This is a genomic window from Rossellomorea sp. DUT-2 (assembly GCF_052665285.1).
The window spans coordinates 403,977-425,801 of record NZ_JBQPEO010000004.1 but is presented as its reverse complement, the minus strand read 5'-3'; the positions used below and the strand labels follow the sequence as shown (position 1 = coordinate 425,801).

Genomic DNA, 21,825 nt, shown 5'->3' with positions numbered 1-21,825 from the left:
TTATTCTTCTTTAGGCGATAAAATCTGCTGTCTAAACACCTGCATGGATTTATTTTCATTAAGGTCCACTAATTGCTGTTCGGATAACTCTCCTGAACCCACCTGGATAACATACACATCCAGTGTCTGTTTACCCCATTCATTATACACATCATCGACTGTCTCATAATAGAGGTCCAGTCTATTCCCCTTAATAGCGCTCCCTTTATCGGCTACAACCCCATATCCATAATGGGGGATAAAAAGAATGGTACCAATAGGATACACGGAAAGATCGGCTGCAATCGTAGAATATAAATCACGTTTCACTTTCACTCCTGAATATGTAATTCCGTACAGGGGGTGCCCAGGATTCTTCCCGGTCGATTCAATCCCGGCTGTATAGCCTGTGGCTACAACCTTATGCTTCGTATACTGATCCCAATCAACCGATTCTTCCAACGTCCTCGGTTCAACGGGGGTACTCGCAGAAATTTGAGTTTCAAAGCCTGCAAGCCTCTTAAGAAATTTAAATGACAATCCTAAACGATTTGTCTGATGCTCTTTAGAATTCAAATTGGTTTGATCACGGTCACCCTTGTCCATCAACCAGGTTTTAAAGGTTTGGGCTTCTACTCCGGAGACTGATTGAAAAGTAGTTCCCAGTGCCAGAATGAACAAACTGACCATAACGAATCTCTTCGTCCATGTTTTAAACAAATTCATGCATTCACTCCTCCCACCCTTATTACTTCCCAACCAGGAGGAGATATATGCATAAATTGAGAAAAAAATCGAATAGTTTCAATATTTGGAAATTATTAGGATGGTCGTTTTGAGAGGCCCTTATAGAGGAATTTCATCTCCCTGATGCGTTTAACAGTGGGATGAAGATAATTCTTCCTTAAACTATTATGTACACTTTTTATAAAAAAATCATAATAAAAAAACCGTTCAACTCGAGAAAGACACCTCGGTTAAACGGACCTGCTTAAAACATTCGATATCCTTTTGCTCTTAAGATCCTCATTACGACTCCTGAAAGGATCGCTCCTGCCAGCCCACTTCCTAATATCACAAGATCGGCTACAGCCAGATGGCTGATTTTCGTACCTAACTCAGAAAAGGACTCTCCTGCATTTCGGAAATAATCTATAAAACGAACATCATCCACAATGAAAATGACGACAATAGGATAAATGATCGCCATTATCCACGTCATACGCAATAACATATTTAACAAAAAGCCTATTCCGAAAAATAGAACAAAAAATAGAAGCATCGAAATAATCATTACATGTATAGGCATTTTACCATTTACACCTCCATAAACACTAAAGATTAGTGTACCCCTAGTGTAATGAAGCGTCAATATTTTCGGGGAAGATTTGTAGCTTATTCACAAAATAAACATATGTCTCATATCAGGTGACAAAAAAACAGACCCGAATCAGGATCCATACCTCCAATAGAAGTATCTACCCTCATCAGGTCTGCTTTTCATCTATTTCTTAGGGCTTATTTCTGCTTCCCACTGCCTCCGCAACACGGACACGTTTCAGAACCACCCAATACTAACTGAAAGTATCCTTTTCCTGAACAATATAGACAGTATTTCGTTTTAGTACTTGCAGTAGCTCTCATAATTCCCTCTCCCTTTTCTTTAATTTCTTAATTTTCTGATAATATATCATCTATCTCAAATAAAGAAAAGGGACATTATAGGGGATGTACCTCTAAGAAAGCGAATACATTTGTGTTTTTCTTTCATTATCTCTTTTTTTCTTAAAATTTACAGAATTTTAAGAAAAATAATTCACACTCATTTAGGCGAATTATTTTCCTGGATTTTCCCCATAACAAAAAGCAGAGCGGAATCCACCCTGCTTTTTCATTTTTTTCTTCATTACAGCTTAAAAGAATTTGAACTTTCCTTTTTTGAAGACAAGGGATGGTCCACCAACCATGTAAAGCGCACGGTTATCGACTACCTTCTTCATGAACGAAGCTTTTGTTCCTGTAATTTTCTTACCGTAAACGACACCGATTGCGTCGTCTTCACCCAGTGAACAAACTGTTCCTTTGATGTCTGGAGTGAATTCTTCCAAATGATCCTTACCGTGCAGTAAAGAAGCAATGTTGCGGGCACATACTTCACCTTGCTGCATCGCGATTTGTGCAGTCGGCGGGTATGGACGCTCAGTTTCTTCATTGATCATAAGTGAACAGTCACCGATGATGAAGATGTTATCATGACCTGGAGCGCGAAGATCTTTGCTGATTTTCACACGGGCACGCATGTTTTCGATTCCAGCTCTTTCGATGATGGAGTTACCGCGTACACCTGCCGCCCATACAATCGTACCAGCCTTGATTTCTTCTACTTCATCTTCACCTTTAGCGATTAAGACACTGTCAGCCTTCGCTTCTTTAAGCGGCGTTCCGATGTGGAATTCCACACCTTTTTTCTCAAGCTTGGCACGCGCGTATTTCACTAGCTCAGGATCGAATCCAGGAAGAATCATCGGTGCAGCTTCCACGCACACAATGCGTACTTTCTTGCGATCGATATCATATTCATGACAAAGTTCAGGAACACGGTTACCTAATTCACCCAAGAATTCGATTCCAGTGAATCCTGCTCCACCTACAACGATTGTAAGGCGGTCGTCTTTCTTCTCTTCTTCGTTTTTATACGTAGCAAATTGTAATTCAATATGCTCACGGATCTGACGGGCAGAGTTAATGTTCGAAATCATGAATGCATGCTCATGAAGACCCTGGATACCGAATGTCTCAGATTCTGCACCTAATGCAACAACAAGGTAATCGAATTCTACCACACCGTCACTTGTGATGACTTTCTTTTCTTCTACTTTAATATCTTCAACAGTAGCTTGTAAGAAATTTACTTTGCTTGTGTTGACAACATCTTTAATGTTGTAACGTACACGATCATGATGAAGTGTACCTGCAGAAGCTTCGTGTAACCAAGTGGTTTCATAGTGATAATCATTTTTATTAACTAAAATAATTTCTGCTTCATTTGTACCTAACTGCTTTTGAAGACGAGTTACCGTCATTAATCCACCATAACCTGCACCTAATACAACGATTCTTGGCTTTCTCAACTGAATCACATCCACCTTTTTTGATAAATTTGCTTTGGATACTCTTAGAGTCCTCCACATCATGCTTTTTTATCCCGTTCAATCTGATGCTATTACCTTTTTCCCTATAGAAAAGAAACTGAAACAAATCAAACGAGAAGTTTTCCTTCATTTAAAAGGAAAGTATTGTATGAAAAATAAATAAAAACGATAAACAAGAAAGTATGTGACGTATTTCACGAACTACTACATACTTATGCGAGAATTGTCATAAATTCTTAACATTATGCCTACATTACATAATATTCTTTTTACCATCCATTTTCAAGATATATATAGGAAATTGAAAACTTAAGAATATTCCGAAAAGCGGAGGCGGCTTGCTCAGGCCCGACAAGCATAAGGCAAGTGCACCGGAAAGGCGTTCTTTGCCTTTTTGGTGTGCTTGACTTATGACCTCGAGGGGCTAGCCGCCGGAGCTGGACACTTCGAAAAGCGGAAGGGCTTTGCCCAGAGGCGACAAGCATAAGACGAACCTGCCGGAAAGGCGCTTTTTTGCCTTTTTGGCTGGTTTGACTTATGACCTCGAGCCTCTAAGCCCTGGAGCTGGACATCACCGAAAAGCGTAAGGGCTTTGCCCAGAGGCGACAAGCATAAGGTGAACCTGCCGGAGCTGGACACATCGAAAAACATGTCAGAGTCACTCATTCAAAAGTCGTAAGGGGTCTCCCCGAAAAGACTGATTATTCCCAATTATAATTTCAATTACTGTGAAGAATCGATTGCTCTATGATAGAATAAATTAAAATGTAATACATCTTAATTGTTGGAGGGATCTAGTTGAAGGAAGATCAAAAAGTGTATGATATTACAATCATAGGCGGCGGCCCTACAGGATTGTTTACGGCGTTCTATGGCGGCATGAGAAAAGCATCAGTTAAGATCATTGAAAGTTTACCACAACTCGGGGGACAGCTAGCCACTCTATATCCTGAGAAATACATATATGATGTTGCCGGTTTTCCTAAAGTGAAAGCCCAGGATCTTGTCAATAATTTAAAAGAGCAGATGGCTAAATTTGAGACGACGATTTGTCTTGAGCAAGCCGTGGAAGGTGTAGAAAAACAAGCTGATGGCATGTTTAAGCTCACAACCGATAAAGAAATTCATTTTTCCAGAACAATCATCATCACAGCAGGGAACGGTGCATTCCAGCCTCGACGCCTGGAACTCCAGCATGCATCTGAATTTGAAGGTAAGAATCTTCATTACTTTGTTGATAACCTGGAGCACTTCAGAGGCAAGAAGGTTGTCATTTGTGGTGGTGGTGATTCTGCCGTTGACTGGGCCCTTATGCTTGAGCCGATTGCAGAAAAAGTCTACCTCGTTCACAGAAGAGATAAATTCAGAGCACATGAACATAGTGTGGAGAATTTGCACAACTCAACCGTAGAACTGAAAACACCTTATGTTCCTTCAGAGCTGGTTGTGGATGAGAACAAAATCAATCAGCTGATTTTGGAAGAAACAAAGGGTGACGAGAAGGAGATTATTGATCTGGATGAGCTGATCGTGAACTTTGGCTTTGTTTCATCACTTGGTCCGATCAAGGATTGGGGACTGGAAATCGAAAAGAATTCAATCGTCGTTAACTCGAGAATGGAAACGAATATTCCAGGCATTTATGCAGCAGGTGATATCAGTACCTATGATGGGAAAGTCAAACTCATTGCCAGTGGATTTGGCGAAGCACCGACAGCTGTCAATAATGCCAAAGCTTATATGGATCCAAAAGCAAGAGTCCAACCAATGCACAGTACATCCATGTTTTCAGACTAAAGATCATTATAAGAGGGTCAGGATAACTATTCCTGACCCTCTTTTTAGTTAGCTCTCTTCACATCGACCCATCAAATTGTTTATTTTAACAGTTAATGGGTAGACCAATAATAAGATAAAAAAACTTAGATAAAGGATGATGGATGCATGAATGTACTAGTTATTGGAGCAAACGGTCATACTGGCCGACACATAGTGAAAGAACTTTCAAACAGCAGTCAACATTTCGTGAGAGCTATGATTCGAAAGACAGAACAGGCCAAGGATATGGAAGACCTAGGGGCGAGACCGATTGTCGCAGATCTCGAAAAGGACTTCTCCTACGCACTCGAAAATGTGAATGCCGTTATCTTTGCTGCTGGCAGCGGTGGTTCAACAGGAGACGATAAGACACTTGCGATCGATCAGGAAGGTGCAAAGAAAGCAGTGGATTATGCGAAGAAGATGGGAATTGAGCGCTTTGTGATGCTTAGCTCAATGGGTGCAGATAACCCGTCAAGCGGCCCGGATGCCCTGCAGTTTTACTTGAAAGCGAAAGGAGCAGCGGATGCCTATTTGAAAGAAAGCGGTCTGAATTACACAATTGTCCGACCTGGCTCCCTTTCATTGGATGAAGGGAAAGGAAAGATTGAGGCTTCTACTTCCATTGAAGACAAAAGCAGAGACATATCACGTGAAGATGTCGCGAAAGTACTCGTCGACTCCCTGACCATCGAAGAAACGAACCATAAAGTATTCGAAATCCTGAGTGGTGACACACCTGTTGAAGAAGCGCTAAAAAATCTCCATTAATCAAAAAGGGACGGACCTCCAAAATGGAGGTCCGTCCCTTTAATTTATCAACAATTCTCCGGCGTACCCTTATTCGTCGCCGTCACGAACGATGATCCGCATCCGCATGAAGCGATGGCGTTTGGATTATCGATGGTGAACCCGCCGCCCATCATGGACTGCTTGTAATCTATTTTGGTACCGTTCAAAATGGCAGCATCATTTTTTGCTACAACAAGCTTGATTCCATGCTGTTCCAGCGTTGTATCCCCATCCTGGAGCTCATGTTCAAATCCCATACCGTAAGAAAGGCCGCTACAGCCTCCCCCTTTTACCGCTACTCGTAACATGGCATCTGTTTCGTCATGTTCCTTCATCATTTCTTTAATCTGAAGGGCCGCGGCTTCTGTCAGAATGACTACTTCACTCATTCATTACACCCCCAACCTTTATATTTCTTACTTCTTAGTATACTCCTTTCTATTTTACTACTCAACCAAAGGGGCTTTGGTGAATGATTGAAAGGAAACTTTATATTATTATCCATCAACCATGACTTTTTGCTTATCATTCTTTAAAAAAACACTGGTCCTTTACCCTTCCATCAAGGTATAATAAGGAAAATAGTCCCGATTACGAGGTGGTATTCATGACGGTAGTGACGCCCTTTTATGATAAAAAAACACAGTGTCTTTCGTGTAAACACTCGTACAGTACAACAAGGATCAGATCTCGCTTTGTGAAGGTAGCAGGTTATGACAGTGACTTTTGTCCCCTTTATGAGTTAATGGATGTAAATCCTTTACTTTATAATGTTTCTGTATGCCCAAAGTGTGGATTTTCATATACAGATGATTTCACAACATACATACCTCCTGTTCTCAAAGCTGAGCTGGAAAAGAAAATCAGCCTGCACTGGCAGACACAGGATTATGGAAAACAGAGGTCATACGAAGATGGGATCAATACATATAAATTGGCCGCCTACTGTGCCCTTATTAAAAAGGAAAAAAAGGTGACCATAGCAGGATTATACCTTCGGACAGCCTGGCTTTATCGAAAGACCCAAGAAAAAGAACAGGAAAGACGATTCATCAACCTTGCTACTCATGAATACATTGATGCCTATTTGACAGATGGTGTATCAGGTTCTTTGATGTCCGAAACTAAGCTATTGTATATCATCGCGGAATTATTGAGAAGACAGGATAAAATCGAGGAATCGGTGGTTTATTTATCTAAAGTGATCAGTAATCAGCATCTCTCCACCGAACCGAAAATCGTTGAAATGGCCAGAGAGAGCTGGTACGAAATTCGTGAGCTCTATAAAGAAACTAAGTCCATTTAAAAGAAAACTAGTGGAGAGTGTCCACTAGTTTTTTATTTTAACTCAGTTTACAAACAAAAAATAAGCCAGTCACAAGACCAGCTTTTCTTTAGAACATCGGATTGTCTTCAAGAAATTGATAGATATGATCCACCAGCTCTTCAGGTGTATCCCCTGTTACGACTTCACCATTGACGAGAGCATAAAAGGATTGGGCGCATTTCCCGCAGTAACCCAGGCATCCATACTTAATGACATCAAGGTTTGGGTCTCTCTCTAATATCTCAAGCGCTTTTTGCGCACCACTAGCAAGATTGCTTATACAAAATTCTATTATTGGTTTCAATTCTATCACCTCACTACTCATTGTTATGCTATCTTTTTTTATCATTATCGTCAATCATTTGATTCCATGTAATGGTATAACAGATTGTGAACATTTTCGCTTATTTCTGTTGTGAAAACGCCACTATTTCGATATACTTTTAATGTTAATAGGTTTATTAATATGATAAATGCCCGAATTATGCTTCATATTGAAAATGCTTACTTTTTCAGGACCCGTTTCGGCGTGAATGTCCTTTCAATCCTGTCCCATATAATTTATGGGATATAAATCATATTCAAACACACTATTTCATTCATAATGTAGAGTGCAAAAAAGGGGAAATTTTTCATGAAACAATTAGTGCTGCTTGGCGGAGGATATGGGAATATGCGCGTCCTTCTTCGCTTATTACCCAACCAATTACCTGAAGATGTATCGATTACCCTGATTGATCGAAATCCTTACCACTGTCTTAAGACGGAATACTATGCTTTAGCCGCTGGTACGATTTCAGATCAACATGTACGCGTATCATTCCCGGAACATGCCCGTTTATCCTATGTGTACGGAGATATCTCCGGAGTGGACATGGAAAACAAACTCGTAAAGATGAAAGATCAAGATCCAGTTCCTTATGACGACCTTGTGATTGGACTCGGTTGTGAGGATAAATATCATAATGTTCCTGGTGCTGACGAACATACTTACTCCATTCAAACAATAGAAAGATCCCGTAAGACATACCAAACCTTATGTAATCTTCCAGCTGGTTCGATCGTTGGAATCGTTGGAGCTGGTTTAAGCGGGATTGAGCTTGCGAGTGAGCTTCGTGAAAGCCGTTCTGATCTGAAAATTAAATTATTCGATCGCGGTCCCCGTATTCTCAACGCCTTCCCTGAGCGTCTAAGTTCTTATGTTCACGGGTGGTTCGACGAGAATGACGTAGACATCGTCAATGGCTCGAATATTACAAAAGTGGAGCCAAACACCCTTCATAACCATGAAGAACAGATTTTCTGCGATGCCATCGTTTGGACGGCGGGTATACAGCCAAGCAAGGTCGTCCGTGATATGGATGTTGAAAAAGATGCAAGCGGTCGCGTCATTCTGACAAAGTATCATAACCTGCCTCAAGATGAGAATGTGTACGTGGTCGGTGACTGCGCAAGCCTTCCTCAAGCTCCAAGTGCCCAGCTTGCTGAGGGACAAGCAGAACAAATCGTGACCGTTTTACTTAAGCGTTGGAAAAACGAGGAACTCCCTGCAGAATTACCTAAGATCAAACTTAAAGGAATTCTCGGTTCACTAGGAAAAAAACATGGTTTCGGCCTGGTGAACGAGCGCTCCATCACAGGTCGTGTCGCTCGATTGTTGAAATCCGGTGTGTTGTGGATGTATAAGTATCATAATGGATGATGAAAAAAGAACCGCGATGCGCGCGGTTCTTTTTTTAATGCAGCTCTAATGATCCATTCATAAGGCTAACCATCCCTAAGAACTAAACCGCTTTATACCCATACTTTTCAAGCTCAGAGTAAATCGTTTTTAAACGGGGATTCCCTTCGCCGACAATATTTCCTTCTAACAGGACAATGGGATAGAACATATCTTCTTCGATCACTCTTGAAGCAAACTGCTTTACGACTTCATCTTCAGGAGGATTGTGAATATCTACATATTTAATCACGAAGGGCTGGTTTGGGTACTTCCGACTGACAGCAGCCTCAAGCCATTCGTACGTTTCTTTCGCTGACGGTAAGTTCACGCAGCTTGGACAAAGTATTTCTGCCCCATATACGTAAAGCTCAACAGGTTTTCTCACCATATCACTCTCTCCCCTTTGTTTCCCTCTCTTGTTTATTTTACAAAAAAAGCAGCCGGGTTGGAACGATAATGTATGAATTTCTCTACTGGAAATTGCTTTTTAATAATTTCTTATGAGCTGTTCGCAAATCTTTTCTTTTTATTACATGAGAACTGCTATGTGCTCTGTCATCCAGTTGTGCAGGATGGTGAGGGGAACCGCTCCGCTTGCAGCTAGCGTTCGGCCGATCCTCCTCAGCTTAGCCGAACGGGGTCTCGGCACGCCCGTACTTACGCAGGAGTCTCCGCAGTTCCCCTCACCATCCATTGAAGATTTCGTAACAGAGCTTATAAGAGAGAAAACAGTCTAATTAATACTCTCTCCAAGTGATTTTTACAACTCTCTAGAACAAAAGGGGAAATCCAACACTGCGAAATGTATTTCAGTTTTTAAAAATTGATTCTCACTGAAGGGAATTGAATGACATAGGTCTATTGGGATAACACAAGCAGAAACTTGATGTGAAGTTTCCCAAGATTGAAATTGTCTGAAAAATAGAAGCACAGAGTGGATTGGAGCGGAAGGCACTTGACTCCTGCGGGATGTAGAGGAAAAGTGGAGACCCCGCAGGGCAAAGCCCGAGGAGGCTTTCTTCCTCCCCGGGGAATCTTGTGCCTGGAGCGGAAAGGAACGGTCCATGTTATTACACTAAACTCATGGTAAATTCACTTTTCTTGGAGTTACTCAAAGTGAGTGGGATTTCCGTAATAATCCATTTCCAAAAAAGAAATTCCCAATAGTTTGCAGGTTGATAGATTTTTTGTGAATATGTCATTATAATAGAGAGTAAGGAAAGGAGTAGATAATTATGGCTGAAAACGAAATGATTGCACCAGTTCAGGAAGTATTAGATAAATTACGTCCGTTCCTACTTCGCGATGGTGGAGACTGTGAACTAGTGGACGTTGAAGACGGAATCGTTAAATTACGCCTTCTAGGTGCTTGTGGAAGCTGCCCAAGTTCAACGATCACGCTAAAAGCAGGAATCGAACGCGCTTTAGTGGAAGAAGTTCCAGGCATCGTTGAAGTAGAGCAAGTATTCTAATTCCATTCACGTTAAAGCCTAAATCCTTAATCGGATTTAGGCTTTTTTCCATTGTACTTCCGTCTTCGGTTGATCTCCTTTTAATACTGCCTGAATGTTCTCCACGCATAAGGCCATCATTTCATAACGCGTTTCTTTCGAGGAACTGCCGATATGGGGGATGGCGACAACTTGATCAAAGGCAAGAAGTGGATGATCGGTATCAATCGGCTCTGCTTCGAATACATCCAATCCAGCACCTGCAATGTCACCCCTCTTTAATGCTTTTTCTAATGCCTCTTCATTTACAATTGCTCCACGGGCTGCATTGATGAAAATCCCTGTTTTTTTCATCATGGTGAATTGTTCTTCCTGGAACATGCCTTTCGTTCCCGCGTTAAGTGGAGCCAGCACAACAACGAAATCAGACTGTATTAGGAGGTCTTCAAAGGTTACATATTGAACACCAAGGGCTCTTTCCGCTTCATGCTTCCTGGAACGATTATGATAAAGAACATTCATATTGAACCCCTTGGCTCTTCTGGCTACCGCTTCGCCAATACTTCCCATCCCGACGATGCCAATGGTTTTGTGATGAATATCCATGCCGGAAAGGAGAAGGGGTGACCAGCTTTTCCACTTTCCTTCTTTAATATAACGATCCGCTTCAACGATTCGTCTTGCTGTCGCCATTAACAGAGCAAAGGTTAAGTCAGCCGTAGTTTCCGTTAGGACATCCGGCGTGTTGCAAATGATTATGCCTAATTCTTTAGAGGCTTCAACATCTATATTGTCATAGCCCACCGCAAGATTGGCCACTACCCTCAAAGAAGGAGCGTTCTGTAATAGCTGTTTGTCTATCCGGTCCGACAGCATCGTAAGTAAAGCAGTGGATCTCTCTGCTTTACGGAGAAGAATATCCCTTGGCACCGGGACATCCCCATGTTCCCACATATCGACTTCAAATTCGCTTTGCAATGGTGCAATCACTGATTCAGGCAATTTTCTCGTAATGTATATGGATGGCTTCATATGTCTCCCCTACCTTCCCTTCACTTTCCTTCAGTTTAGCATAAAAGTAAAGGGATGCAGGGGGTTAAAGTCTGTGAAGACATTGATCATTTACAGCCATGCAACAAGGGGAATTCCCCATTTTTCCACCGGAACTTCGGACATATGATAAAAGTCAGACAGAAAGGCCTCATATTGATGAGAATTTTTCAGATAATTCTCCAGCTTCTCTTCCACTATCTTCTTCTTCTGCTCAGATTCCGAAATATAATATTCCTCGATGCATTCGAAATAATGAAGGGGAAACAGAAGCCGTGAATACAGCAGTCTCCATGAGAATGGCGAAAGTGGGGTGATGGATTCATACTCTCTCATAAATTCCTGAAGCTCAGGATGAAACGTTTGGCTTCTCATGAAATATCTTTCCCTCACCCACTCCGCAATGTCCCGGCTGCAGTGATCGAACACCCACTGAAAAGGAAAATGAATGCATACCTCAGTCCCCCATGTGGATTGAAGAAAACGTTCATGGCAAATCGTGCCTGCATCCTCTTGCTTCGGGTCCTCATCAAGCTCCGTATCCACCAAGTATTGAATGGCGTTCTCTGACAAAGCACTGTAATAAGGATAGCTCTCAACAAAACGACGCTCAAACTCATCAGCAGGCTGATCCTGGATAACCTGATAGTACGCTTTCTCTAACTGGGCAAGCCGCTTTTCCCACAGACTCTTCCACTGTCCCATACGATTTATTTTCTCCACTTTTTCTTCAAATGTCCGTCCCCTGAAATGGAATTTGCTTAACTTTCTTCCCAGCCTATTATCAGAGGGGGATTGGATGCTTTCATTTCGCAGTACCACAAAGTCTTTATCTTTTTCGACAACTAGAAATCTTCCTTCGTTGTTAGGGACGAAGGTTGAAACATGCCGATCCCCCTGACTTTTTAGGTGCTCTGCCAATTTGTAGAGTTCCACCAAGGTTTCTTGTTCCATATTCGTTACGCCGACAATACTATATACTAACCCCCCAACCATATATCGATTCATCATTCCATCAAAGAATGCCCGCTCTGGATGCAATCCAAAATGATTGATTAATATTTCTTGAGACATGTTGATCTCTCCTATCTAAAGTGACCGTCTTTTTCTTTTTCGCAGGGTGATCTGTGGCAAAGAAGTTCTTTTTCATATTGTCATTTCCCTTCATTTTGAAGGACACACATTATATGAATATAACCTTTAAGGACATTTATGAATATCTGAAACTGGAGATGGGCAAGAATGAGAGTAGAAGCTATTATTATGTCTATTTTTTAAATAGGAATCATATGTGTAAAACAAGGCTTCGTCTAATCGAAATAGGGGTTTTATAATCTTTCAAAGAAAAGGTGAATAGGATGAAGGATAAAGAATCAATGGATTTATTAGAGAAAACGGCACGTAAATGGCTGCATGAAAGAGGAGTGGAGATTGAAGATATCGCTCAATTGGTCATGTACCTTCAACAAAAATATCATCCTGATCTTGAACTAAAGGAATGTGTCTATAATGTTGAACGTGTGTTAACGAAGCGGGAAGTACAGAATGCAATACTGACAGGTATTCAACTTGATATATTGGCTGAGAAAAAAATGCTTGAAGAACCGCTTCAAGCGATTATTGAAGTAGATGAAGGACTATATGGTGTGGATGAAATCCTGGCCTTTTCAATTGTGAATGTATATGGTTCGATCGGATTTACGAACTACGGATATATCGACAAGCAAAAACCCGGAATTCTGGAGAGGCTCAATGATAAGTCATCCGGTATGTGTCATACCTTTTTGGATGATATCGTCGGAGCTATTGCAGCGGCTGCTTCCAGTCGTTTGGCACACAGGGCGAAATGTGCAGAATGAGGTTGAATAATTATCCAAATCAGACGACAGGGGTCGTCTGATTTTTTAGTGATAGAAGAAGTGGATAAATACGCTAACAAAATAATCATACTATATTCCCTAAATGATTATATACTTCATATAAATAGATCCTTTTAACCAACTTTATTATTGCACAACGATGAATTGTTTTATATAATTACAACTATAGTTGTAATTACGTCAACATAGCTATAACAAGGCTTCTGTATGAATAAACACCAAATAAAGGCTATCACTTTAATGAGATTCCAGAGAATTTCACATGCTACATACGAAGAATAATTGAGGTGAAATCCTATCCGGCTCCTAAGTGACCAAGCCCTTATTGATGCTTATAAGAAAGCAAAACAGTTAAAACTCAGTAATGAATTTATCATTCTGATCGAACAAGAAATTAAAAAGAGAAAATTAGTTCATTAAAGAATCGTTTGATTGTAGATGTCTTCGTGTTCCTCGCAAGTCGGCATAATATCTTCCCACTGTACGTCCAGAGCACATACGATGGCATTCAACTTATTCAGGGACGGGTTCGCCTCTCCCTTTTCAATCAACGAAATGTAATTAACTGTCAATCCACATTTGCGACTTAATTCTTGTATGGTGATTTCTTTTGCTCTTCTATGGTGCCTTATTTTCTTTCCGACAAGTCCTGTAACTGTAATACTCATTACCTCACTACCCTTTTAAAAATTCTTTAGAAATGACGTGGAATGTTTCGAAAATCAATAAGAAACAGTGACTTTCATTCTTAAAGTTGTTTGCATTCGTAAAGAATAGTTAGAAATTGAAAAGGTATCAATGCTAATAGTCCCTACTACCTTAGTTGTTTACCCTAGTTGCATACCTTTACACTTCTTTTCGTAATATTTTTCAAGAAAAATCTTTATATTCTTATTGTTTTTTCAAATCCTGTCTTCCTGGTCCTTATGAGTACTCAAATATGTGTAATGGAAAAATTAGTTAGAGGAAAAACCACATAATACTTTAGGAGTATAATTTTCGTTCCTGCTATTATCTATACTCACCCACTATCTATAGAGGCATAGACAGTCATAAAAAAGACCCTTACATAGGTCCCACGAGTATAAATAGTATTTTGATTACTTCTTTTAACACTAGTTCTATTTTACTTATACGAACGAGGGTTGTCTATTATGAATATGTTACTAATTTAAAAATTTTTTCTTTTGAGTACTCAGAAGGGTTTAGAGGAAGTGGAGGCTGTAAATACAGCCCCCACTTTTTTATTGTTATAGATGCCATTCATCTAACGTTTCAATTGTATAGGTTGGCTGAATAGACTTCGAACTCAAAGCTTCTTTGGTTGTTACTCCTGTATGAACAAGCAGTGTATCAAGTCCGGCGTTTATCCCGGCCAAAATATCTGTATCATAATTATCCCCAACCATTAACGTATCTTCCTTGGGCACACCTAATACAGTTAGCGCCTGCTCCATAATGATCGATTCAGGCTTCCCGATAAAGACCGGTTCGGTTTGTGTGGAAACTGTGACAACTGACGTAAGGGAACCGTTCCCTGGAAGCAACCCTCTTTCAGTCGGAATTGCGATATCACCATTGGTTGAAATAAAGGTAGCTCCATTCCTCACACCTAAACAAGCGAGGGATAACTTCTCATAATTAATATCACGATCAATTCCCACTACCACGAAATCAGGTTTCTCATCTTGAAGGGTGATGCCGTTCTCTTCCAATGCTGAACGGATTCCTTCTTCACCGATCACATAAGCCGTCCCATTCGGCTTTTTCTTCGCCATATACTGAGCTGTCGCCATGGAAGTAGTAAATACCTGTTCCTTCGCGGCAGGGATATCGAATGACTGCAATTTCTCCGCAACCTGTTCCGGTCTTCTTGAAGAATTATTGGTGACAAACAGATAAGGTAATCCCTTTTCTTGTAATCGTTTAACAAAATCTCCCGCTTCTTCAATTTTCTCTTTTCCTCTATACATTGTGCCATCTAAATCAATTAAGTAACCTTTATATTCTTTCATTGTGTACCTCCATATGCTTGTGTATAGTATGTCCCAATCACCGGAGAGCCGGTGCCATTTTCGGTAAATGTATTCCATAAATAAAACAAAACGCCCCCTGTTTAGAAAGCGCTGTCAAATACTGATTAATTTTTAAAGGCAGACACAGGTCCCAATTCATTTTCAAGGTAGCTCTGAACCTGTTGGGGAAACTTCTCTAATGAGTGGAATACCTCGTTTAAAATCGTATGTAATTGCTCATGGTCGATGGCTGTATACTCTTGAACAAGAACCTTACGCTCTGCAACAAGTCTTTTAAGATCCTCACTCATCTTGTCTCCAATGACCTTTTCATCCAGAAGAATATCAATGATATCCTCATAGCTTCCTGGATCTCTCATAATGAAACCGTCGATCATACTGTTTCCTACATCGAGTATAGATTCAATAATCGTATGAGCCATTCGCTCCAAAGCTAATTTTTCTAATGTCCCGTTCCATTGATCAAGTGCTCTAACAGTCTTTAACTGCTCATACATATACAATAATATTTCCTCTATCTTTTCTCTGTCTACGAAATACATGGTGCACCCCTCTCTATGAACGATATCCTCCCCTTTATTTTAACATATTTCCCTCACTGTCATACAGGTACATCCTGCATTTCTCAGCTCAGTTTGTTATGATGAGATAAGCAAAAAAAGAGGAGGACATCATCATGAGTGAACGATTTTATTTATACGATGATACAGAAAATACAAAAACACGTTTTGTGAGTTTTATGGGGGAAAATCAGCGGTACGACTTAGCGATTACCCAAACCGATCGCTATTACGGCAAATCTTTAGTATTAGACCTTCAAGGCAGTCGATTTGCGATCGTTGGCAGGGATGACCTTGATGAACCCGGATATGTAGAAAGTGTATTCAAGCTGACGGAGGAAGAAGCCGATGAATTGAGGGACTTCTTAGGAGAAATCATTATGTAGTCGTTCTAACAGGGCACTATTAAGAATGAAGTCCACTCCACTCTCACATACTACAAGTATGAAAGGTGGGAGATATATGAGTAAAGAACCAAGAGACAAAGAAGAAGAAGTATATAGTGACTTTTCCAATGTTGAAACATACCGCAATTTTATCGTGCCGGAAACACTGCCAGAAGGGCCATACGGCTCTCCCCGAGGAAAGCATACTCCCGTTGAGAACAAAAGCACTCCTTGGAAAGAAGGACAGCGATACTACAGTGCTTTCAACTATGAAAATAAATCACTTCATCAGGATATCCCACGTCAGGAGCCTGGATCACACCCTGTTCATGCAGATCCCGATGTGAATGAAGAACCTCCATATACTGAAAATAAGTAAAATAACAAAAGGAACAAACTGGACGGTTTGTTCCTTTTTCACCATTATTTATTAACTTTTTTCACAAGAAAATAAGCGCAGCCAAAATTACAGTATTCATACAAATAATCCTTATGTGTACTCACCTTTGTGTCAAAAGAGGCTTTTTGATTATGATCATCAAAGAATCCTTTTAAGCGGAGCTGGCCATATCCCCAATCCCCAAGGATAAAGTCGTATTTACTTAAGATGTCGCTATATCTTTCCTTAAATGCTTCTTCGTTGAATCCGTCTCTAAATTCTTCAACGATTTCGTAGCATGTATTCTGCACACAAATCATCTTGTCCACCCACTTTCATTTCCTTATCTTAAATTATAACGGATTGTCCATTAATTACTATGAAAAATTGTCATAAGAGATGGTCACCCTATCAAATAGGGGGTGTTTAACTTGAATAAATTCATTCTGGGTACAACTGTACTAAGTATTGCGCTAATCGGAACTGCTTGTGATGGAATTGACACGGCCAATGAAGAAATGTTTCACAACAATGGAAATACCATTAACGTGAATGACCGGGAAGACCTGTACAACGAAAATAGCTGGACGAAAAAAGGAGCTCACCGCGGTGAGGACTTCGGCTATGTTCGGCAACAGAAAAGTCCCACAGGTGGACAAACCATTTCCACAAAGGATATGTACAGCATCGATCGGGAACAAGTAGCCGACACCATCAGCAAAATGAGTGTCTCTCTTCCAGACGTCAAGGATTGTTCCACTCTTGTCACTGACGAAGAAGTGCTGATTTCATACGTGACTGACAAAAAGGATAAAGACGGCCGCTTTGAAGTAGCCGACCAAGTAAAGAAAACAGCCATGTCGGTTATTCCCCGTTGGTACCATGTCTATGTGACCGATGACAAGAGCCTGATGCGCAATGTTGAAAACCTGGCTAAAATGGATAGCGACAGCCGTAACGCCAACACAGCCATTGATGATACCATCAACCTTATGCTTCAGGATTCTCCTCAGGGAAGAAATGTAGACGCAGGTGAAAATCCAAATGGTGAAATGACATCCGAGAAATACGAAATGCAAGACGATGATGTCCACAAAATCAACAAAGACCGCCAAAAGCGAAAAGATAACACAGATAACATGGTCGATTAATTAGAGAACAGAAGCTCTTTGCTACAAAAAGGACTGACTGTTAGAGATCTTCTCCTTCAAGTCAGTCCTTTTTTATATGAAAAGTTATGCCTTTTGAACTTCTTGCTCACCGGCTGCTTGTCTTGCTTTGGCAGCTGCATTAACTTGCTCATCTGCATGGTAGGAAGAACGAACGAGGGGTCCTGCTTCACAGTGACTGAAGCCTTTTTCCATCGCTGCTTCACGCAGTTCAGCAAACTCATCCGGGTGATAATATTTCTGTACTTTCAGGTGTTTCTTAGATGGTTGCAGGTATTGACCTAATGTCACAATATCCACATGACTTGCACGCAGATCATCCATTGTTTCAAGAATTTCTTCCTTCGTTTCCCCAAGACCAACCATGATACTTGATTTTGTTGGAATTTCCGGATTTAATTCTTTTGCACGACGCAGGAATTCCAATGTACGATCGTAAGTAGCGCGGGCACGAACTCTTGGAGTCAAGCGACGAACGGTTTCGACATTGTAGTTCATGATGTCTGGCTTTGCATCCATCAATGTCTTGATATTATCGAAAACACCACCCATATCGGAAGGTAATACTTCTATGGAAGTGAACGGGCTCTTACGGCGAATGGCACGAACCGTTTCAGCAAATACTTGCGATCCACCATCTTTCAGGTCATCACGTGCAACCGCTGTAATGACTACATGCTTCAGGTTCATTAATTGAACTGAATCAGCAACGCGTTCTGGTTCTTTCAGATCTAATTCAGTTGGCAGGCCTGTTTTCACTGCGCAGAAACGGCATGCCCGTGTACAAATATCTCCAAGAATCATGAAGGTAGCTGTTCTTCTAGTTCCCCAACATTCATGAATATTAGGACAACGAGCCTCTTCACATACCGTATGAAGGTTGTTCTCACGCATCATTTTCTTCAAGCCCATATAGTTATCATTCGTATTCAGCTTAATTTTCAGCCAATCCGGTTTACGAATGTGTTCATCTTTCTTACTCATACCCCTCATCTCCAATCCTAAATAATTCTGACTTAGGCAAAGAGTGAAACGCTTTCTCAATCGTTCATCTTATGTAAAAAAAGCCATCATCAATATACTTCTTTTGTCACTTTATCATACTAAAAAAGTGAAAACAAGCATGTGATACCCTATTACCATTTATTGATGATTATGAATCCCGATGAACGATACAAACTAGAAGTAGGCCCCTAAAAATGGAGGGATTATTTTGTACAAACGATTGTTCTTAGCCTTTGTCGCTATCTGCATGTTGATAGGTCCTTGTCAAACCTTTGCTGCAGAAAAGCTGACAGACGAACAGATTCACACGAAAAGGATGGAGTTATTTCAGAAAAGCGCGGCTCTGACTCGTATTCCCTGGTATTATCTTGCTGCTATTGATCAGTACGAACGCAGTCTGCGGTTTGCCCGCAAAGATAGGGAAAAGCCCACTTCACTTATATCGATCTATATGGAGCCGGAAAAATGGGTCGGCCCTCTGAATCCCAACCGGGAAGATGACAATCCAGAAACGATCGCCCTCTTCAACGGGATAGGCCGGGATGGAGACTTCGATGGAAAAGCGAGCCTGAAGAGTGATGAAGATATACTGGCTGCTTTGACAGATTTTATATTACGATACGGAATTGACCGGGATAATTTCAAGCTTGCTCTGTGGGACTATTACAAACGTGATAAAACGGTCAGTATCATCATGGGAAATGCAAAAATCTATAAACAATACGATACCATCCATTTAAACCAGAAAGCCTTCCCTCTTCCCCTCAGATTCAACTACAGTTACCGAAACACCTGGGGTGATGCCCGTGGTTGGGGAGGAAGACGCATTCACGAAGGGACGGACCTCTTTGCTGATTATGGTGTACCTGTAAGAGCGACATCGTATGGAATCATTGAGATGAAAGGATGGAACCGATATGGAGGCTGGCGTATCGGCATACGTGACATTAATAATACGTATCATTATTTTGCCCACCTTAGTGGTTTCTCTAAAGATCTTCATATAGGTCAAGTGGTGGAACCGGGAATGGTTATTGGCGGTGTTGGGAGCTCCGGATACGGCCCCCCTGGGACATCAGGGAAATTCCCTCCTCATCTGCACTACGGAATGTACAAGGATAATGGTTTGACGGAATGGTCATTTGATCCTTACCCTCACTTACGCATGTGGGAACGTCAGGAGAGAATCAAAAGCAAAAAACGTTAAAAAAGCAGACAATGGTTAACCCATCGTCTGCTTTATCTTTTTTCTCTTTACACCTGTTTTTTGGATTTGGAAACAGCGTTAATGATACTAGCTGCTAATCCACCCCAGATGATGACCATTCCTACAATCATCATTGCAATTGCACTACCAGTCATGTTAGCCAACCTCCTTATAGCTTTCAGCTTCTGTTTTCGCATGCCAGCGTTTGAATGAGAAGGCAACACCTGCAAGAATTGCGAATCCTGCAACAAACCATCCGCTGTAAAGGATGAAGGCATCTGAGTAACCTCCATAGTTTCCAGTTTCAGTTTCAAATTCTCTTAATAAATTCATTTTGAATAATCCGAACATCATCCATCCAAGAACGATTGGTGTGATGACGCCTAAGCATATTTTCCACCAGGCACCAAGCTGAATATCGGAAATTCCATTAGCGTGAGATTGGAAAGCACCTAACTTGCGCAGGAACCAGGCAATCACCACCACTTCAACTAATCCGGCGAATGCTACGCCAAACTGGTTGATAAAGTAATCTGCTGCATCCAGGAAGAGTAATCCGCCCTGAGTGGCAAATAAGATCGAGATGATCGCAGAAAGACCTCCACCGAATAGAACAGCTTTGGTACGGGAAATTCCGAACTTTTCAGAAACCCCTGCTACATAAGTCTCTGTAATCGAGATAAGTGAGGACAGCCCCGCTAACACTAGGGAAGCAAAGAACAAGAACCCGAATAAACCGTTAAGAGCCGGGAATTCGTTAATGATTTGCGGGAATACCACAAACGCCAATCCAACTCCCCCGCTTACTACTTCCTGAACCCCTACACCTTGAGATTGAGCCATGAAGCCTAAAGCAGCAAATACTCCAATACCTGCCAGCAATTCGAACCCTGAGTTACTGAAACCCGTGATGAATGCGTTATTTGTAATATCCGATTTCTTAGGAAGGTAACTGGAATACGTAATCATAATCGCGAATGCGATGGATAAGCTGAAGAAAATTTGTCCGTAAGCCGCTACCCAAACACCAGGGTCAGCTATTTTGCTGAAATCCGGTTTGAAGAAAGCATCTAAACCATCCAATGCTCCAGGTAATGTTAAAGCGCGAACAACAATTATTAAGAATAAAATAACTAGTGCCGGAATAAAGATCTTATTCGCTACTTCGATTCCCTTCTTTACACCTTTGAAAAGAATCCCTAATGTAATCACCCATACCAATACAAGCGGAATGAATACTCCAGGAACGATACTGCCTGTCTGACCGGGATCAACCGTCAGCTTCAAATAGTCATTGAATAAGAATGACTCTGTATCCTTCCCCCAACCTAAATTGAAAGAAAACACACTGTACGACATCGCCCATGCGATAATGACGGCATAATAGGTAGAAATGACAAATGCGATTAATACTTGCCACCAGCCAAGCCACTCTGATTTCCTATTCAGACGGAAATAAGATAGTGGTGCCGACCCACGGTACTTATGACCTAACGTAAATTCAAGCACTAATAATGGAATACCTGCTGTAAGAAGAGCGAATAAATACGGAATAAAGAATGCTCCTCCACCATTTTCATACGCTACTGCTGGAAAACGCCAAATGTTTCCCAAACCGATTGCTGATCCAACAGCAGCTAGAATAAATCCTGCTCGTGTTCCAAACTGGGCACGTTTCTCCATGTTGGTTCCCCCCTAGTTCTTTTCAACTACCATATTAAGGTATTCGAAATTTTTATATTTTCAGATTATTTATAATCTACAGTCAGTATAGCTAGTTCCAAGGCAATTGTCAAAGCTATTTTGAAGCATATAGAGAGATTTTTTCTAATCGGGACAGGTACTATTTCACTATAAGAATTTTGTCGAACCATGAAGAATTGATGATCGGAAAGGTTGAGTTGGGTTTTG

The 21,825-nt window shown here is 41.0% G+C and carries 27 protein-coding genes; 11 read left to right on the top strand and 16 right to left on the bottom strand.

The features are described from left to right. The 4 genes from ACOSV2_RS17380 to ACOSV2_RS17365 all read right to left on the bottom strand — a co-directional run bounded on the left by ACOSV2_RS17380 (position 1) and on the right by ACOSV2_RS17365 (position 3,110). Positions 1-705, bottom strand: a complete 705-nt coding sequence (locus ACOSV2_RS17380) for a 3D domain-containing protein (protein WP_428976216.1) — start codon at positions 703-705, stop codon at positions 1-3. 265 nt (positions 706-970) lie between these two features. Then, positions 971-1,288: a YuiB family protein gene (locus ACOSV2_RS17375; RefSeq protein WP_428976215.1), complete on the bottom strand. Its 318-nt coding sequence runs from the start codon at positions 1,286-1,288 to the stop codon at positions 971-973. A gap of 209 nt (positions 1,289-1,497) precedes the next feature. After that, positions 1,498-1,623, bottom strand: coding sequence for a YuiA family protein (locus ACOSV2_RS17370; protein WP_172655674.1), 126 nt, complete (start codon positions 1,621-1,623; stop codon positions 1,498-1,500). A gap of 269 nt (positions 1,624-1,892) precedes the next feature. Next, positions 1,893-3,110: an NAD(P)/FAD-dependent oxidoreductase gene (locus tag ACOSV2_RS17365; protein ID WP_428976300.1), complete on the bottom strand. Its 1,218-nt coding sequence runs from the start codon at positions 3,108-3,110 to the stop codon at positions 1,893-1,895. Positions 3,111-3,929: 819 nt separating this feature from the next. On the opposite strand from ACOSV2_RS17365, the gene ACOSV2_RS17360 reads away from it, so the two are divergent. Both ACOSV2_RS17360 and ACOSV2_RS17355 read left to right on the top strand, forming a co-directional pair. Then, entirely contained in the window at positions 3,930-4,928 is a 999-nt protein-coding gene (locus ACOSV2_RS17360) for an NAD(P)/FAD-dependent oxidoreductase (RefSeq protein ID WP_397552898.1), read from the top strand. A 147-nt stretch (positions 4,929-5,075) separates the two neighbouring features. Next, complete coding sequence (locus ACOSV2_RS17355; protein ID WP_428976214.1) at positions 5,076-5,720, top strand: SDR family oxidoreductase; 645 nt, start codon at positions 5,076-5,078, stop codon at positions 5,718-5,720. 47 nt (positions 5,721-5,767) lie between these two features. Here the strand turns inward: ACOSV2_RS17355 and ACOSV2_RS17350 are convergent, their stop codons facing one another. Continuing rightward, the gene (locus tag ACOSV2_RS17350) at positions 5,768-6,130 is read right to left on the bottom strand and encodes a HesB/IscA family protein (protein WP_113968972.1); all 363 of its coding nucleotides are present in this window, start codon (positions 6,128-6,130) and stop codon (positions 5,768-5,770) included. Between the two features lie 218 nt (positions 6,131-6,348). On the opposite strand from ACOSV2_RS17350, the gene ACOSV2_RS17345 reads away from it, so the two are divergent. Beyond that, entirely contained in the window at positions 6,349-7,047 is a 699-nt protein-coding gene (locus tag ACOSV2_RS17345; RefSeq protein WP_428976213.1) for a DUF2225 domain-containing protein, read from the top strand. A gap of 88 nt (positions 7,048-7,135) precedes the next feature. Here the strand turns inward: ACOSV2_RS17345 and ACOSV2_RS17340 are convergent, their stop codons facing one another. Next, positions 7,136-7,393 (bottom strand): YuzB family protein, encoded by a 258-nt coding sequence (locus ACOSV2_RS17340; protein ID WP_428976212.1) that lies wholly within the window; start codon positions 7,391-7,393, stop codon positions 7,136-7,138. Between the two features lie 309 nt (positions 7,394-7,702). Here ACOSV2_RS17340 and ACOSV2_RS17335 point away from each other — a divergent pair, with 309 nt between their 5' ends. Continuing rightward, positions 7,703-8,770: an NAD(P)/FAD-dependent oxidoreductase gene (locus ACOSV2_RS17335; RefSeq protein WP_428976211.1), complete on the top strand. Its 1,068-nt coding sequence runs from the start codon at positions 7,703-7,705 to the stop codon at positions 8,768-8,770. 82 nt (positions 8,771-8,852) lie between these two features. On the opposite strand, the gene ACOSV2_RS17330 is transcribed toward ACOSV2_RS17335, so the two are convergent. Then, positions 8,853-9,179: a YuzD family protein gene (locus tag ACOSV2_RS17330; protein ID WP_428976210.1), complete on the bottom strand. Its 327-nt coding sequence runs from the start codon at positions 9,177-9,179 to the stop codon at positions 8,853-8,855. Positions 9,180-10,026: 847 nt separating this feature from the next. Here ACOSV2_RS17330 and ACOSV2_RS17325 point away from each other — a divergent pair. Then, entirely contained in the window at positions 10,027-10,263 is a 237-nt protein-coding gene (locus tag ACOSV2_RS17325) for a NifU family protein (RefSeq protein WP_034763763.1), read from the top strand. 36 nt (positions 10,264-10,299) lie between these two features. On the opposite strand, the gene ACOSV2_RS17320 is transcribed toward ACOSV2_RS17325, so the two are convergent. Then, the gene (locus tag ACOSV2_RS17320; RefSeq protein WP_428976209.1) at positions 10,300-11,274 is read right to left on the bottom strand and encodes a 2-hydroxyacid dehydrogenase; all 975 of its coding nucleotides are present in this window, start codon (positions 11,272-11,274) and stop codon (positions 10,300-10,302) included. Positions 11,275-11,364: 90 nt separating this feature from the next. Next, entirely contained in the window at positions 11,365-12,366 is a 1,002-nt protein-coding gene (yutH, locus tag ACOSV2_RS17315) for a spore coat putative kinase YutH (RefSeq protein WP_428976208.1), read from the bottom strand. 284 nt (positions 12,367-12,650) lie between these two features. Between yutH and ACOSV2_RS17310 the strand changes: the two genes are divergently transcribed. After that, positions 12,651-13,151 carry a phosphatidylglycerophosphatase A family protein gene (locus tag ACOSV2_RS17310; RefSeq protein WP_113968983.1) on the top strand — a complete coding sequence of 167 codons (501 nt, stop codon included), beginning with the start codon at positions 12,651-12,653 and terminating at the stop codon, positions 13,149-13,151. A gap of 318 nt (positions 13,152-13,469) precedes the next feature. Continuing rightward, entirely contained in the window at positions 13,470-13,592 is a 123-nt protein-coding gene (gene sda / locus ACOSV2_RS17305; protein ID WP_113969158.1) for a sporulation histidine kinase inhibitor Sda, read from the top strand. Here the strand turns inward: sda and ACOSV2_RS17300 are convergent. From ACOSV2_RS17300 to ACOSV2_RS17290, 3 genes are all read right to left on the bottom strand, one after another. Next, a complete protein-coding gene (locus tag ACOSV2_RS17300) occupies positions 13,589-13,840 on the bottom strand; it encodes a helix-turn-helix domain-containing protein (protein WP_261749762.1) in 252 nt (83 codons plus the stop codon). The two genes, sda and ACOSV2_RS17300, sit on opposite strands and share 4 nt — an antisense overlap. 582 nt (positions 13,841-14,422) lie before the next feature. Then, positions 14,423-15,187, bottom strand: a complete 765-nt coding sequence (locus ACOSV2_RS17295) for a TIGR01457 family HAD-type hydrolase (protein ID WP_428976207.1) — start codon at positions 15,185-15,187, stop codon at positions 14,423-14,425. Positions 15,188-15,312: 125 nt separating this feature from the next. Then, positions 15,313-15,750: a DUF86 domain-containing protein gene (locus ACOSV2_RS17290; protein WP_428976206.1), complete on the bottom strand. Its 438-nt coding sequence runs from the start codon at positions 15,748-15,750 to the stop codon at positions 15,313-15,315. A gap of 134 nt (positions 15,751-15,884) precedes the next feature. Here ACOSV2_RS17290 and ACOSV2_RS17285 point away from each other — a divergent pair, with 134 nt between their 5' ends. Both ACOSV2_RS17285 and ACOSV2_RS17280 read left to right on the top strand, forming a co-directional pair. Continuing rightward, positions 15,885-16,154, top strand: coding sequence for a DUF3055 domain-containing protein (locus ACOSV2_RS17285; protein WP_324745235.1), 270 nt, complete (start codon positions 15,885-15,887; stop codon positions 16,152-16,154). 76 nt (positions 16,155-16,230) lie between these two features. Then, positions 16,231-16,533 carry a cytosolic protein gene (locus ACOSV2_RS17280; RefSeq protein WP_113968993.1) on the top strand — a complete coding sequence of 101 codons (303 nt, stop codon included), beginning with the start codon at positions 16,231-16,233 and terminating at the stop codon, positions 16,531-16,533. Positions 16,534-16,577: 44 nt separating this feature from the next. Here the strand turns inward: ACOSV2_RS17280 and ACOSV2_RS17275 are convergent, their stop codons facing one another. After that, entirely contained in the window at positions 16,578-16,853 is a 276-nt protein-coding gene (locus ACOSV2_RS17275; protein WP_113968994.1) for a YutD family protein, read from the bottom strand. Positions 16,854-16,964: 111 nt separating this feature from the next. On the opposite strand from ACOSV2_RS17275, the gene ACOSV2_RS17270 reads away from it, so the two are divergent. Next, a complete protein-coding gene (locus ACOSV2_RS17270) occupies positions 16,965-17,684 on the top strand; it encodes a YhcN/YlaJ family sporulation lipoprotein (RefSeq protein ID WP_428976205.1) in 720 nt (239 codons plus the stop codon). A gap of 84 nt (positions 17,685-17,768) precedes the next feature. Here ACOSV2_RS17270 and lipA read toward each other — a convergent pair whose 3' ends face one another. Then, positions 17,769-18,686 carry a lipoyl synthase gene (gene lipA, locus ACOSV2_RS17265; RefSeq protein WP_428976204.1) on the bottom strand — a complete coding sequence of 306 codons (918 nt, stop codon included), beginning with the start codon at positions 18,684-18,686 and terminating at the stop codon, positions 17,769-17,771. 268 nt (positions 18,687-18,954) lie between these two features. On the opposite strand from lipA, the gene ACOSV2_RS17260 reads away from it, so the two are divergent. Next, the gene (locus ACOSV2_RS17260; protein ID WP_428976299.1) at positions 18,955-19,914 is read left to right on the top strand and encodes a M23 family metallopeptidase; all 960 of its coding nucleotides are present in this window, start codon (positions 18,955-18,957) and stop codon (positions 19,912-19,914) included. A 47-nt stretch (positions 19,915-19,961) separates the two neighbouring features. On the opposite strand, the gene ACOSV2_RS17255 is transcribed toward ACOSV2_RS17260, so the two are convergent. After that, positions 19,962-20,069, bottom strand: a complete 108-nt coding sequence (locus ACOSV2_RS17255; RefSeq protein ID WP_113969000.1) for a methionine/alanine import family NSS transporter small subunit — start codon at positions 20,067-20,069, stop codon at positions 19,962-19,964. 1 nt (position 20,070) lies between these two features. Then, positions 20,071-21,597 (bottom strand): sodium-dependent transporter, encoded by a 1,527-nt coding sequence (locus ACOSV2_RS17250; protein WP_428976203.1) that lies wholly within the window; start codon positions 21,595-21,597, stop codon positions 20,071-20,073. Between the last annotated feature and the right edge of the window lie 228 nt (positions 21,598-21,825).